11 protein-coding genes are annotated in these 14794 nt (G+C 43.5%); 7 read left to right on the top strand and 4 right to left on the bottom strand.

Features of this window, described 5'->3' with window-relative positions:
* Window positions 1–206: 206 nt before the first annotated feature.
* Window positions 207–1406, top strand: a complete 1200-nt coding sequence (locus tag AC3CH4_RS17765) for an enolase C-terminal domain-like protein (protein ID WP_237289813.1) — start codon at window positions 207–209, stop codon at window positions 1404–1406.
* 29 nt (window positions 1407–1435) lie between these two features.
* On the opposite strand, the gene AC3CH4_RS17760 is transcribed toward AC3CH4_RS17765, so the two are convergent.
* Window positions 1436–2149 carry a GntR family transcriptional regulator gene (locus AC3CH4_RS17760; protein ID WP_054545974.1) on the bottom strand — a complete coding sequence of 238 codons (714 nt, stop codon included), beginning with the start codon at window positions 2147–2149 and terminating at the stop codon, window positions 1436–1438.
* A 283-nt stretch (window positions 2150–2432) separates the two neighbouring features.
* Window positions 2433–3677 (bottom strand): membrane dipeptidase, encoded by a 1245-nt coding sequence (locus AC3CH4_RS17755; protein ID WP_488544173.1) that lies wholly within the window; start codon window positions 3675–3677, stop codon window positions 2433–2435.
* Window positions 3678–4003: 326 nt separating this feature from the next.
* Here AC3CH4_RS17755 and AC3CH4_RS17750 point away from each other — a divergent pair, with 326 nt between their 5' ends.
* Window positions 4004–4939, top strand: a complete 936-nt coding sequence (locus AC3CH4_RS17750; protein ID WP_171307503.1) for a helix-turn-helix domain-containing protein — start codon at window positions 4004–4006, stop codon at window positions 4937–4939.
* A 37-nt stretch (window positions 4940–4976) separates the two neighbouring features.
* On the opposite strand, the gene AC3CH4_RS17745 is transcribed toward AC3CH4_RS17750, so the two are convergent.
* Window positions 4977–5543, bottom strand: a complete 567-nt coding sequence (locus tag AC3CH4_RS17745) for a sugar O-acetyltransferase (protein WP_114635754.1) — start codon at window positions 5541–5543, stop codon at window positions 4977–4979.
* A 153-nt stretch (window positions 5544–5696) separates the two neighbouring features.
* Window positions 5697–6695: an adenosine deaminase gene (gene add, locus AC3CH4_RS17740; protein ID WP_488544172.1), complete on the bottom strand. Its 999-nt coding sequence runs from the start codon at window positions 6693–6695 to the stop codon at window positions 5697–5699.
* A 120-nt stretch (window positions 6696–6815) separates the two neighbouring features.
* On the opposite strand from add, the gene AC3CH4_RS17735 reads away from it, so the two are divergent.
* The 5 genes from AC3CH4_RS17735 (at window position 6816) to AC3CH4_RS17715 (ending at window position 14744) form a co-directional block, all read left to right on the top strand.
* A complete protein-coding gene (locus AC3CH4_RS17735) occupies window positions 6816–7751 on the top strand; it encodes a LysR substrate-binding domain-containing protein (RefSeq protein WP_017075712.1) in 936 nt (311 codons plus the stop codon).
* Between the two features lie 160 nt (window positions 7752–7911).
* Entirely contained in the window at window positions 7912–9543 is a 1632-nt protein-coding gene (gene gshA, locus AC3CH4_RS17730; protein ID WP_488544171.1) for a glutamate--cysteine ligase, read from the top strand.
* Window positions 9544–9549: 6 nt separating this feature from the next.
* The gene (locus AC3CH4_RS17725) at window positions 9550–11370 is read left to right on the top strand and encodes an ABC transporter ATP-binding protein (protein WP_341634254.1); all 1821 of its coding nucleotides are present in this window, start codon (window positions 9550–9552) and stop codon (window positions 11368–11370) included.
* A 40-nt stretch (window positions 11371–11410) separates the two neighbouring features.
* Window positions 11411–13219, top strand: coding sequence for an ABC transporter ATP-binding protein (locus AC3CH4_RS17720; RefSeq protein ID WP_488544356.1), 1809 nt, complete (start codon window positions 11411–11413; stop codon window positions 13217–13219).
* Window positions 13220–13280: 61 nt separating this feature from the next.
* Window positions 13281–14744: a glutathione synthase gene (locus AC3CH4_RS17715; RefSeq protein ID WP_488544170.1), complete on the top strand. Its 1464-nt coding sequence runs from the start codon at window positions 13281–13283 to the stop codon at window positions 14742–14744.
* The last annotated feature ends 50 nt before the right edge of the window (window positions 14745–14794 follow it).

The following is a 14794-nucleotide window of genomic DNA, read 5'->3' as shown; positions in this document are numbered from 1 at the left end:
TAAAGCCAATGGGATAAAAAGAGACTTCAATCACACTTAAAATTCGAATAAATTATTTTCGACCGTTTTGGGCCAATTGGTATGTTTTGTTTATCAAAAAAAAACACTAAACGTACCAATTATTTTCGCATGAAATTTAACGCTTGAAATGTGCTTTTTAACACGGTTAGATAATAAGAGTTGAAGTTAGTTTAGGTTATTTAATTGTGAAAGAAACTATTATATCCGATATCCATTGTATTATTACCAAGCCAGATAGGCATAACCTCATCACGGTTGTTGTTGAAACCAATGAAGGTGTGACAGGCTTTGGTTGCGCGACCTTCCAACAACGACCGCTTGCTGTAAAAACAATGGTCGATGAGTATCTAAAACCTCTTCTAGTTGGTAAAAATGCCAATAATATTGAAGACTTATGGCAAATGATGATGGTCAATGCTTATTGGCGAAATGGCCCTGTTATCAATAATGCAATTTCCGGTGTTGATATGGCACTGTGGGATATTAAAGCCAAATTGGCGGGTATGCCGTTACATCAATTATTTGGTGGTAAGTCTCGTGATGCTATTCCTGTATACACACACGCGACTAGCGACACAATGGAGGGTATTTATGAGTTGGTGGAATCTTTCCTAGACAAAGGTTACAAGCATATTCGTTGTCAGCTTGGTTTCTATGGCGGTGTTCCAACCGATTTGCATACCACTCAAAATCCAACTGAAGGTTCGTACTACGACCAAGATCAGTACATGGACAATACACTGACAATGTTTAAGTCGCTTAGAGAGAAATATGGTAATAAATTCCATATTCTTCATGATGTTCATGAGCGCCTTTTCCCAAATCAAGCAATACAATTTGCCAAAGAAGTTGAGCAATATAAGCCTTACTTCATTGAAGATATTCTTCCGCCAAACCAAACTGAATGGTTGGATAACATTCGTAGCCAAAGCTCGGTTTCATTGGGTTTAGGGGAGTTATTTAACAACCCTGAAGAGTGGAAGTCTTTGATTGCCAACCGCCGTATTGATTTTATTCGTTGTCATGTTTCACAAATTGGCGGCATTACTCCAGCTCTGAAACTAGGTCATCTATGTCAGAACTTCGGTGTTCGTATTGCATGGCATTGTCCGCCGGATATGACGCCAATTGGCGCTGCGGTAAACACGCATTTGAATGTACATTTGCACAATGCGGCAATTCAAGAGCATGTTGAATACAACGAGAATACACATAAGGTATTCCCGAACGCTGCTGAGCCAATTAATGGCTACTTATACGCTTCTGAAATCGCAGGTATTGGTGTAGAGATGGATCGAGAGGTTGCAGCCGAGTTTCCTGTGATGTACCGCCCTCATGAGTGGACTCAAAGTCGACTACCAGATGGCTCAATTCATACGCCATAGTTTGTTGTTTCAATTAAAATTTAGCCGCACTAGCGGCTATTTTTATCTCTGAAATTCATGCTCTCGTTGTTAAAAGGCGTGTGATAAGTGCATTGATAGTTGATGTCGATAATGTCACTGACGATGAACAATTCGCCAGAGGTAAGGAAGCCACGGTTGGTGATGTTCATTGCCGCGACATTCTTCTTACAGCCCAGTAAATCGGCATCATCTTTGGATACGTTGATGGCTTGATAAGTCGTTAAGTAACTGTCGATCTCTAAGCCTTGAGCGAGTGCGTGTTTTTGAAGCGAACTCTCGATGATGTCTGTGTTCATTTCATGAAAGATACTGACAGGTATTTTTGTTTCTTCAATTTGAACGACTTTATTATTAATTAACCTAAGACGTTTGATCTTCCAAATATATTCATCATCACGTAAAGAAAATATTTGCTGTTCGTGATTGTTTGGTAACGTCTTATTCAATTGAATCTTTTTATAAGATATTTCTTCAAAGCTGTTTTCAGTAATCGAGTTATAAACTAGAGGGGTTCCAACCAAAGATGTATTAACAAAATACCCTGAGCCCACCTTAGATGTCACCATGCCAATCGCTTCTAGTTTGGCTAGCGCTTTTCGAATAGTAAATCGAGATAAGCCATATATTTCAGAGAGTTCCCTTTCTGCAGGAAGCTTATGATTGATACTGTTTTGGCAGATCTTGCTAACAATATCTTGGACAACTAATTCATATTTTTTCATTCTAAAAACTTAAAAAAGCACTCATGGTGATTAAATTATAGTTAACTAAATCAGATACTCAGCGCATTCCGAACCAGCCGTTAATTCTAACATAGAAGGCCAAGTAGATTATGAGAAATAGGGTGTTTTGGAGGGCGAATTCGAGGGTTACTTCTGGGTGTGTGACTTCATTCTCTTTCTTCGATATATAGCGGCTGAATGAGGATGTTGTCTACAAGATGTTAAATAAAAAAGCACGCCCAATAGGACGTGCCTCGAATGCTTGAGCTTTGTTAGTTGCGAGCTACATGGCTAAGTTTTCATTTCTTAACTTGGTTAGTTCTTTTAGGCGTTTTGTATACTCTTTTTGGAACTTGTCGGGGTCTGCACCTTCAGAAACTTGAGCGTAAACTCTCATCTTGTTACCGCCGTAGATCTTCGCAAGATCATCATTGCTGTAGCCACGTTTCCACAGTTCATCGGTGATGGCTGCAAGGATCTTCGCTAATTCACCATTGCCCGTCGCGCCTTTGTTGAACGCCTCGATCATGTAACCACCATCGTCGTACATTTTCGCGTTCTTGGTTGCGAAATCAACCACCATGTCAGTTGAGAACATGTCATCGGTGGCGATACCTACGTGGTCAACGCCGACCAATTTTACGTAGTAGTCGATCATATCGGCAGCTTGAACTGGAGAGATATCTTCAGGCCAAACGCCGTCCATCATCCATTCCGTGAAGGTTGGAGCAACGTAGCCTCCTGATTTAGCTGCGCGTATTGCTTCATCATCAGGAATGGCACGGTAGCAGCCTTTTGGTGTCGCATTCGCTTCGTTTTTGTATAAACCGGCAGGCACAGAGTGGGTGTATACAAATGGCACATCAGGGTAGTTTTCTTCCATATAGCCCATGGCATCGTTAGCCGTTTTTGAGCCTGTATGGCTGAGATCTAGAATCACCTGATACTCGACCATCGAATCGATAACAGACTCTCCCCAAGATGTTAAGCCGATGTCTCTGCCATTATATGCAGCCAGTTGTCCCGAACCTGTTCTGAAAATGTCGTTATAAGACAAGATCATGCTTTTGAGACCCATATCTTTAAGGATCGCCATCTTGGTGACATCTTCTTCCAAAATTGTCGCAGTTTGGCTATTCCATAGAACGGCAGTCTTTCTTTCTGTATGGGCTTTTTCAATATCGTGATTAGAGTGGGCAACGATGAACTTATCAGGTTGTTTTGCCATCACAGAACGATGCTTGTGATGGTGGAACAAGAAGTCATCAAAGTTGTGGTCGGCAGCAGTAATGGTGTATTCATGCCCTGTAATACCCGCGTCACGTGCACCTTGGAAGTAATCCAATAATTGTTGGTCGTCACTCCAGCCCGCTCCATATGGGCTCGCGAGCATACCAATGACAATGGTGTCTTGAACAAATGTTTTAGCCTTGTCCGATGCAGGCCAAGTTTTACTCTCAACACTTGCCTGTGCAACACCAACACTCATTGCAATGCTTGCTGCTACTAACGTTATCTTTTTAAACATGAAAACCTCTCAATTACTGGCTTAAGTCCATTTATATTTATGCCTAGATTTAATAGTAGACCCTGACGGTATCGTTGAGTTATTTAAAATTGATAACCCTGTCATACTTTGTAATCAAAGTGTTACGTCCTGAATTGTGATTTCGCCTTAATGCTAAAAACTTAAAGCGCCTCTTGTTAACTTGAGGTAATAGTAGCTAAGCTAGAAAAGTAAAATGTGCATTTTGTGCCACTGAACTTAGACTGTGTTGATGTAGAAATTGATGTCGATATTGGGTTGAGTTTTGGGTTTGACCTATTTGAACAAGACAAAGGAATCGTGAACTGATGCTTGAATTACCATTGATTGCGAAGAGTGTTGTGAGTCATTTCCAGCAGTGCGTGCGAGAAGATAAGTCATTAGCTCCATATCATGCCGCGATAGAAGCGCTCGCAGTTCAAGTGAGCGTGCCGTTCTCAATGGATACTTCAGCTGCTCAATATGTCTCGTTTAATGTGTTTACTCATTTCTTAGAGGGTTTGAGGAAGGTATTACCATCTGAGGTGTTTGTTTTTGTGTTATTAGGCAGTGCTGAACGAGCTGTTTTCGAACTCGATTTTTACAACCTTTCAGCTCACGCTTTTCTGTCCCTTTTTCCGTTTGAACAATGGTCAGTCGAATCGTCTTCACAGTCATTAAAGCTTTCGTTTCAAGTATCTAATAGCTCGCTCAATGGTATTGAAGCTGAGCTGTTTTTGATCGTATATAGCCACGCCTATTTTAAAGCTCAGCAGGCTGATATAGATAAGCCGATTCGTTACGACTTAGTTTCAGTGTCGGCTAGTGCGTTAAGTGAGTTGAGAATACAAACGGAAACGCCACAGTACTTAGGTCAAACTGAGACGTGCATTTCGTATAACCCCTTAGATCGAGATTGTTCAATTAAAGCGTTGGCAATGACGACGACCTCAACCTTCAAGGTGACACAAGCATTACTTCCTTATATCGGCCGAGTAGACGTAGATTTGGTGATGTTTGGTCAGATTAACCGAATGGGTAAGCGCAGAATCCAAAGGGCGCTTAGTGAAGAGGGTACGACCTTTCGAAGCATCAAAGAGGCTCTGTCTTTTGAATTCGCCAAGCGCGTTATGACTGAGCAAGATTATTCGATCTCAGATATTGCGCTTCACTTGGGATACGCAGATGCCTCCCAATTTATAAGATCGTTTAAGCGAGTCAATGGGATTACACCTTATCAATGGAAGAAAGGCCATGTTAAGTGATAAACATGGCCTTCTTTAGATTTAGATTATAGCTGAACTAGTCGCTTTGTTGCTCGGTATTCAAATGTCGAATCAACTTGGCTGGCGTGCCTCCGTATAAGCAGTCTGGTGGCACATCACTATTGACCACAGAGTTAGCTGCGATAACAGAGCGAGCACCAATCGTCACGCCTTGGTTAATCACCGAGTTTCCGCCAATCCAGACATCATCTTCGACTGTAATAGGTAGACAAAACGTTTCCCACTTACGGCGACTGAGGTGATCCAATGAGTGAGAGGCTGTGTAAAATTGAGCACTTGGCCCCACCAATACATTGTTACCAATTCTGATATTGGCGCCGTCAAGCATGACAACGTTCATGTTGATAAAGGTGTTGTCACCGATCTCAATGGTTTTACCAAACTCGCAATGAAAAGGAGGTCGGACAACGCTGCTGCCTACTTTACCAAATAGATTAGCTTGAAGGCTTGGCTGCTGAGTATCGTCTGAACATTGATTGAAGTCTGATAGAGCCTTGCTCGCGTGAGTACGCATGTGGTCTATCTCATGGTCTGCGCCATCAAAAATTTCGCCGGATAGCATTTTCTGGAGTTCTGTTTTCATTGTTTGCATCTCACTAGTCAACATGGGCATTAGAATACGGAGATACAGACATAAAAAAAGAGAAAAGCCTAAGCCTTTCTCTTCCTGTTTTGTGCCTTTAAGCACTAATACTAAGTGAGCCCAGCTATTCAGCAAAAGGCGCGCTTTGTTAAATTAGATTTGCTCAACGAAACCCATTAGGTGTTGTTTCACTTCGTCTGAAGCAAAAGCGCTCTCCACAGAGTACTTGTAGATCTCTGCGTAGTCTTCTTTTGTTAGACCGAAAGTTTCACACACACGCTTCACTTCGTTGGTCATAGTGGTGTTCGACACAGTGCGGTTGTCTGTGTTGATAGTCACAACGATGCCGTCTTTCTTGAATTCAGCAATTGGGTGGTCGCTGAATTTGTGAATACATTTAGTTTGAACGTTACTTGTTGGGCAAGTCTCAAGCGCAACCTGCTTTTCTTTCACGATGTTGTACGCGTCTTCGTTACCTTGGATGTGAACACCGTGGCCGATACGCTCAGCGTCTAGCAAAGTAACCGCATCGTAAACGTTTTGACCATGCCATTGCTCACCAGCGTGCACGGTAATGCGGTAGCCTTTTTCAAGAGCGTACTGTGTGTACTCAGGGAATTCAGCGCAGAAGCCTGGCTTTTCACCGCCAGCGATATCAAATGCTACAACACCTTTACCTAGGTAAGGTTGACCTGCATCGATCACGTCTTTGATAGAGTCTTTAGGGAACATACGAAGCACAGACATGATGTAGTTGCCTTTGATGTCGTATTTCTCTTCAGCACGCTTCATGCCTTTAACTGCACTAGCGATTATTGCATCAAGAGACAGACCTTTGTTTACGTGCAGAATTGGCGCAAAGCGAACTTCTAGGTACTTAACGTTTTCTAGTGCAGCGTCTTCGTAAAGCTCGAAAGAGATACGTTCAATCGCTTCTTCAGTCTGCATTACTTGTAATGGCAGGCTGAAACAAGCCAGGTACTCATCTAAGTTTTTACAATCTTCTGGCACCGTTAGAGATTGAACAACCGCATCGCGATCTTCAGGTAGTTCGATATTGTACTGTTTTGCTAGGTCAATAATCGTATCTGGACGAACACTTCCGTCTAGGTGGCAGTGTAAATCAATCTTTGGTAGTGCTAGAAAATCCATGAGTATTCCTTAATTCTATTATTCTTTGAGTGTATTAACTCACATGCGCTAAATTTACCAAGACAATGATATGATTTAAAGTGACAATTAATCATCATTAACCTGAATTTAGGGAATATCATGGTAGATGTTAAAAGCTTACTTAAATGCGATATGAATTTGCTGCTTTGCTTACACGTTCTGATTGAAGAGCGAAGCGTGAGTAAAACGGCAGATCGACTCTTTTTGAGCCAGTCAGCGGTAAGTAAACAGCTCACTAAACTCAGAGCTTTGTTTGATGATCCGCTGTTTGAGCGTGAATCAAAGGGGTTGTTCCCAACGCCCAAAGCACTCGCTTTGGCACCTAAGGTCCACCAAATCCTACTGCAAATTGAAAAGCTGACCGTTCCCGAAGTTTTCGATCCTAAAGCCAGTGAGCGTACCTTCACTATAGACCTTGTTGAAACTGCCTACACCGCGATTTATCCGCACTTCATGCCGACTGCTCTCGCGGAAGCGCCTCACATTACCATCAACAGCTCAACGTGGAGCAGCGACAGCTTCAAGCGTTTGCTAAAACGTGAAGTGGATTTTGGCATCGGTATTTTTGAGCTCGATGAGCGAGCATCTACCCATGTGCAGTGTATTCCCGATGATCTGGATTACGTAGAACTGTGCTTGGACTATTCTGTGTGTTTGATGCGAAATGACCATCCGGCGTTAAAGGAAGAGTGGAACCTCGACACCTTCTTGAAGTATCGACACATACAGTTGGTGACGGGCGGAGCGGGGGATTGGCTATTGATGGAAGTGCTGAACTCTAAGCAGTTGGAAATCAATAAAGCCGCTAACGTGTCAGACATCACCAGCGCCATTAAATTGTGTAAGCAGAGTGATTTACTGATGTGTTATCCATACAACTCGGTACGTGATTACATTGATAGCGGTGAACTGGTGATGAAGCCTGTTCCAGTCGATTTGGTGCCAGGAGGCTTGTTCTTGCTATGGCACAAATACTTCGATTCAGAGCCGAGCCATAAGTGGCTTCGCGATTTGATCATCGAACAGATTCAATAATAAACGATAATATAATTAAGAGTCAATATTAGTTACTTATTGAAAATTAAAAGAAAAATATCGAATTAGAAACTAGTTGGATATTTTTTTGTTTTTATTTCGTCTTTTTATTATGAGCCTCGTCTTAATTACGTTGCTATAGCTTTTTTAAGACGAAACAATGAAAAATAATCAAGTATTAAAAATTGAAGCCAATCTCGCTTCCTTCCTACAAAATGAACAAGTTCATGCTTCTTTGGCGGGTATCCGTCGCGGTATTGAACGTGAGTTAATTCGCACACAAGCGACCGGTGGTATCTCAGATAAAACTCATCCAGTCGAACTTGGTTCTGCGCTCACACATCCTTATATCACCACTGATTTTGCCGAGGCTCAATTAGAGTTAGTGACTCCTGCGATGGATGACCGAACTGCGACATTCGATTCGCTTGCTTCACTGCATCATTTTGTTGCGACTCGCTTACCTGAGGGTGAAACCTTATGGGGTGCGAGCATGCCACCACAATTGCCGAATGATGAGGCAGAAAGTGAGGGCGCGATTAGAATCGCTAGCTATGGCACTTCGAATGCTGGCCTACTGAAAAAACGTTATCGAGAAGGGTTAGCCAATCGTTATGGCAAACGCATGCAGCTTATCTCTGGAATTCATTACAACTTTTCTCTGCCGGAAGCATTTTGGATTGCGCTGTACGATCACCAGAAGAGCATCGATAGCAGTGTCGCTCAAATGCCTCTGGAAGCATTCGTTTCTGAACGCTACTTTCATATGATTCGCAACGTGCTGCGTCATGGTTGGTTAGTACCCTATTTATTTGGTGCTTCCCCTGCGGTAGATAACAGTTATTTGCAAGGCAAAGCACATGCGCTTGAAGTGTTTGATGACGAGACTTGTTACTTACCGTGGGCGACATCATTGCGTCTGAGTAATCTCGGTTACAGCAGTGATGAGCAGTCATCGTACCCAATCAGTTTTAATAACAGGCAGCAGTATTTATCTGATTTGTATAACGCTTTGACTCGTCCAAGTGAGCGCTACTTACATCTAGACATCGATCAGCAAATGAATGGTTCTGTGTTACAGCTGGAAAACGAATTGTATGGCTCGGTGCGACCAAAAATCGTTAACGATACACTGCGCCCTTTGTATGCAATGTGTCATTACGGTGTGCAATATGTTGAGCTGCGCAGCATGGATAACAATCCATATTTACCACTTGGTATTGCGCAAGAGCAGAGCCACTTTTTGGATCTTTTTTTGGTTTACAGTGCATTAGCGCCAAGCCCCGAGTTGACCGAAGAGGAACGCGCCATTGTCGTTCAACGTCAAGAATCCGTGGCAACACAAGGCCGAAAACCGGACTTAACACTTCCTACATTAGAAGGCGAAGTGTCATTAGAAACTTTGGGGCTTGATCTGTTGGACGCTATCCAACAAATAGCAGCGCTGTTTGATGATGCTTTTTCTACGGATTCATACCAAACCAGTATCTTCAGTGAACGTATGAAACTGCAAAACAGTGACTTAACCCCTTCGGCAAAACTGTTGGCACAAATGAAAAACCAAGGATTGAGTCATCAAGGCTTAATGCAACGTCTTTCTGATGAGCACTTGTTAGTGCATTTGCAACACCAAGTTGAGACGGAAAAAATGGACAACTTAACAGCGTTGGTTGATGAATCGCTTTCCAAGCAACAACAAATGGAAAGGCAGCCAGACATCAGCTTTGATGATTTTTTGAAAAAGCAAAATCAACTACAGCGCGACTGCAAACAACAAGAAATGATGGTTTAACAAGTTATGGATATTCTTTGGAAATTACGTGGCTACATTAAAATGTTCAGCCGCCAATATTTGATCGCCTTTGTTGTTTTACAAGTGGTCGCATTGTTCAACCTAGTACCCTCATGGCTGATTGGTCGCATCGTTGATAGCATCAGTGATGGTGAACTGACTCTATCATTGCTCATGCTTTATGTGGGTGGTATAGCGGGTTCGGCATTTGCCATGTACGGGTTGCGTTATGTATGGCAGAGCAAACTCTATGGCGCGGCGATTGGCATTACACGAGTCATGCGTAGCGAGCTTTTCCATAAGTTCTCACGCTTATCGCCATCATTTTATTCTCGTCGCAGTACGGGAGATTTGATGGCGCATGCGACTAATGATCTTAATGCAGTGGAAGAGGCGACAGGCATGGGCATCATGACGCTGGTTGACTCTCTTATCGCTGGTTTTACCGTGATCTTCGGGATGATTTTTGTCGTCAGTGGTCACTTAACCGCTGTGGCGTTATTACCATTCCCGTTGTTGGTTTACTTTACTCGTCGTTATGGTGCTCGTTTACATACCGCCTTTGGACATGCGCAAGCGAGCTTCTCTGAACTAAGCGAAGAGACTCGTGAAACCGTTGCTGGTATTCGCGCCGTCCGTTCACATGGTATTGGTCAACGACAAGAGCAACGTTTTGGTAAGACGTTAGATGAGACGTTGGAAGCGAACCTTAAAGTGGCAAAGGTGGATTCGGCATTTGCTCCAACGATCCAATTGGTTTATGGCTTGTCGTTTGTGATTTCATTGGGTTATGGCGCTTGGTTAATTGAGCAAGGCAGCATTACGGTGGGCTTGTTCACAACGTTCACTTTGTATCTTGGTCAGTTGCTAGGACCATTCTTACAGTTTGGTTGGCAGTTCAATGTATTCCAACGTGGCAGTAAATCATGGGAACGCCTCGACAGCCTATTGTCAGAGCCTGAAGACGTAACTGAAGGGACGAAAACCCTATCAGACGACGTGAGATCAAGCCTTGACGTCAACATTCATTCATTTACTCACCAAGGTGCAAATAGACGAACGTTAGAAGCGATCAAATTCAGCGTGAGTGAAGGCGGTTTAGTCGGCATTACGGGCCCGACTGGTGGTGGGAAGAGTACGCTGTTGCAATTGTTGATGAGGCAGTTTCCGTTGGACGGAAATTCGAAGATGGCATTGGACGGTAATTCGATCGATGACCTGACGTTTGATTCGTTGCGAAGCAAAGTGACGTGGGTTCCTCAAAAACCATTTTTATTCTCAGGGACGATTGCTGAAAACATTGCGTTAGCAAAGCCGGACGCTACCGATGAAGAGATTAAGCATGTGGCGAAAATGGCTGGTATTCAAGCTGAGATTGAAGCTATGGCTGATGGGTTTGATACTGAACTACGCGAAGGTGGTAGTAATTTGTCTGGAGGTCAAAAGCAAAGGTTAACCCTTGCGAGAGCATTACTTTCAGGTGCCGATATTTTATTGCTTGATGACCCGTTCAGTGCGTTGGACATGAAAACAGAAGTGGTGGTTCGCCGAAACTTAAAGGCGCATTACGGCCACAAAACGATGTTGTTGGTCACTCAACGCTTAACCAACTTGATAGAAGCTGACCATATTCTGGTATTGAACCAAGGTCAAATTGAAGAGCAAGGCTCTCACCACGAACTTGTTGCTAAGCAAGGTTGGTATTCAATGGTTTATCAACGTCAAAGCCAGCTCGGTAAAGACGATATTCAGACCACTACCGATGTTACAGAAACGGCTCACACGTTTAATTCTAAGGCTGTTGAAACGGGAGCAAGTTATGTTTAAGCCAACACAAAAAACTCAACGGTCTCAAAGCCAAACAGATATGAAGGCCAATTCAATGTACCGTCGGTTGTTGGCTTATTCATTGCCACATAGAGCACGTTTTATCTTAGCCTTTGCGATGTTGACCGTTGCCGTGAGTGCTGAAATGGCGATCCCATGGCTCGCTAAAATTATCTTAGACGATGTGATTGTCCCTCAGACATTTGAGTTGCAACACCTTGCTATATTAACTGGGGGAGTGATGATGTTTTACATCATTGCCGCCGTGTTTACTTACCTGCAGGCTGTTACATTCCGCCATAGTGCACTGCTGGTGGTTAATGATATTCGCCGAGAATTGTTTAGCCATGTGCTCAATTTTCCAATCAATACTTTTGATAAGTTAGCGGCGGGTAAACTGGTGTCGTACATCACCAATGATACCGAAGCGATGCGCAACATGTTTGTTTCTACGTTTCCGACTATTATCCAAGGTGCACTACGTATTACGGTGATCTTCATTGCTATTGCACTACTTGATTGGCGTTTGATGCTATTGAGTTTAGTGCTGATCCCAATTCTGCTGATGACCATGCATTTGTATCGAAAAATTTCGATGCCAGTATTTGATGGCATTCGCATTCAAGTGAGTAACATCAACGGTCGATTGAATGAATCTTTGCAGGGAATGGCGTTCATTCAAGCTTTCCGCCAGCAAAAGTCGTTTAAAGAAAAGTTTGAAAAAGAAAACCAAAGCTGGTTTGAATTTAGAGCTAAATCGATCGCAATAGACAGCTTCATGCTGATCCCGCTCACTCGTTTAGTCTCTACATTAACGGCTGCGGGCATTGTTGCTTGGTTTGCTGGTGCTTCGTTTAGCACGGTCGTTGAAGTCGGTACTTTGTATGCTTTTCTTAACTATATAGAACGATTTTTCGACCCATTCCGCCAGTTATCCATGGAACTAAGAAAGCTACAGGTGGCGACGGTTTCTTCTAAGCGTGTATTCGAGCTGCTGGATGATGAATCGGAACATCATCGATATTCTCACCGGTTGGTCGAGGTTTCAGAGCCGTATGACATTGAGTTTAAAGATGTTCAATTAAGCTATGAAGAAGGTTCGCTAGTACTCAACGACGTCAGTTTTACGGCTAAAGGTGGCCAATTCACAGCGATTGTTGGTCATAGCGGAAGTGGTAAAAGTTCGGTGATAAACCTGCTGATGCGTTTCTACGATCATCAAAAGGGTGCAATTTTGGTGGGTGGACAACCTTTATCGGCATTCCCAGAGGAGCAACTGCGCCAACTGTTTGGTTTAGTGTCTCAAGACCCGACCATATTCAGTGGTTCAGTGCTTGAGAACATAGACCTGGCTGGAAGCTACCTAGCTGAACGTGAGCGAGCAGCAAGAACCAAGGTTATCGATGCTGCGAAACAAGTCAAAGCGCACTCATTTATTGAACGTTTAACCAATGGTTATGACCATCAACCTAGTCACGGTGGAGCTTCGTTTTCCGTTGGTGAGAAACAGCTGTTGGCGTTAGCAAGAGCGCTCTCGCATGATCCTAAAATCTTCCTGTTAGATGAGGCCACCGCTAACATTGATAGTGATACGGAAGAGGCAGTGAAGATAGCATTAGAGAAAATCCAAGAAGGCAGAACGGTTATAACGGTGGCGCACCGACTTTCAACGATCAAACACGCTGACCAAATTTTGGTGATGAACAAAGGGCGAATTGTTCAAAGCGGCACGCATCACGAATTGGTTGCTCAAGATGGCGACTACCGTGATTTATATCTAGCCCAAAAGGCGCAAGAAGAACAAGAACACCTAAGCAGCAAGCTAGGATTGTCGGCTGCCACAGCATAGTTGATGGGCGTGTTATTAGAAGAATGACACGGCTAATCATTAATAATTGAGAGTAAAAATAATGAATATCGAAAAAGCATCATTGATTTCACAACAAACGATTGAAGACGCTTGCGAATGGGCAATTATGCATGGTGTCGCTTTCCGTCAGGCCGATAATACGGCGAGGCATTGTCCTTTCAGTATCGCACCAATGACAATGGAACGTAAGGTATATGAGCACTTACGTAAGGTTACGCCTCTGATGACTAAGTTGGTGAGTAACGTATCTGAGGATCATGACTTCTTGCAGTCATCATTGAGCGACATGGCTCAAGCCGATCCGTTTTTTGGTCGCTTGATGGAGTTGCATCAACAAGCTCATGGCAGTGTGGATGAGCGCTTGAATCCAGCTCGACAATCCTTGTTGTTAATGCGTACTGATTTTATGGACGATCGCCAACACGGCGCAAAAGTGATTGAGTTTAATGGTATTGCTGCAGGGATGGCGCCGTTTGGTCAACGTGCAACAGAATTTCACTCATTCATGCAAAACCAATGGCCAAACGTTTATAACCATTGGTTGGAAGAACCGTCAGCAACACCGGCTGAAAACCAAGGCTTAACGCAGTTGGCTTATGGTATCGCTAGTGCTGCCAAGCAAGTTAAAGCGGACTTCAATGAACAAGGCAAACCGATTTTCTTGATGGTGGTACAGAAGAACGAAGACAATGTTTATGACCAACACCTACTTGAAGTTGAGTTACAAAAACAGGGTGTTCGCACGGTTCGCCGTACCTTCGATCAATTGAGCTCTCAGCTTTCAACGGGCGATAACCAACGTCTGCTTTTGCAAGATGTTGGCGCAGTCGATGTTGTGTACCTAAGAGCAGGTTATCAGTATTCAGACTACTGGGCGCCTGAGCTTAATGAATCCGTTTGTTGCCACACGCTAAGTCAGACGCGTTTGTTCATAGAGCAGCACCATGTGGCAATGAATGCGACGATAAGCCAACAACTCGCCACCAGTAAAACCATGCAAATGTTGCTGACCATGATGTCTGCGTCAGAATACGCACGTTGGGGTTTAACACTAGAAGAGGCTGCATTGGTGAAGAGTGTATTGGCGGACATGAAACCAATCACCAGTGAATCGATTGAATGGTTTAACACGCAAGCCGACAAGCAAGAGTGGGTGCTGAAAAACCAAGGCGAGGGCGGCGGCCATTGTGTGTTCGGTGACGATATCAGCGAGCAACTTAGTCGACTTAAGCCAGAAGAGTACGACGCGTGGGCACTCATGCAGCGCTTGTACCCACATGAGCGAGAGGTGCCAACTATTGCAGTGCGTGATACTCAACAAACACTCGTAACAGATTTAGTCAGCGAAGTCGGTCTATTTACCGCTTACTATCAAGGCAAACCCGTTACCGAGCTAGATGGCTACGCGGGCTACCTAATCCGCAGCAAACCAGCCAGTGAAAACGAAGGCGGGATCCACAGTGGAAAAGGGATTTTGGATTCTTTAACACTGATTGAATCCTAATTTCACTAAGCAATAATCTAGTGGTTTTGATAATTGAAATCCCGCATCTA

This window comes from Vibrio sp. QJM3NY_26 (assembly GCF_057786005.1).
The sequence above is the reverse complement of the archived record's forward strand: the minus strand, read 5'-3'. Positions and strand labels throughout refer to the sequence as shown.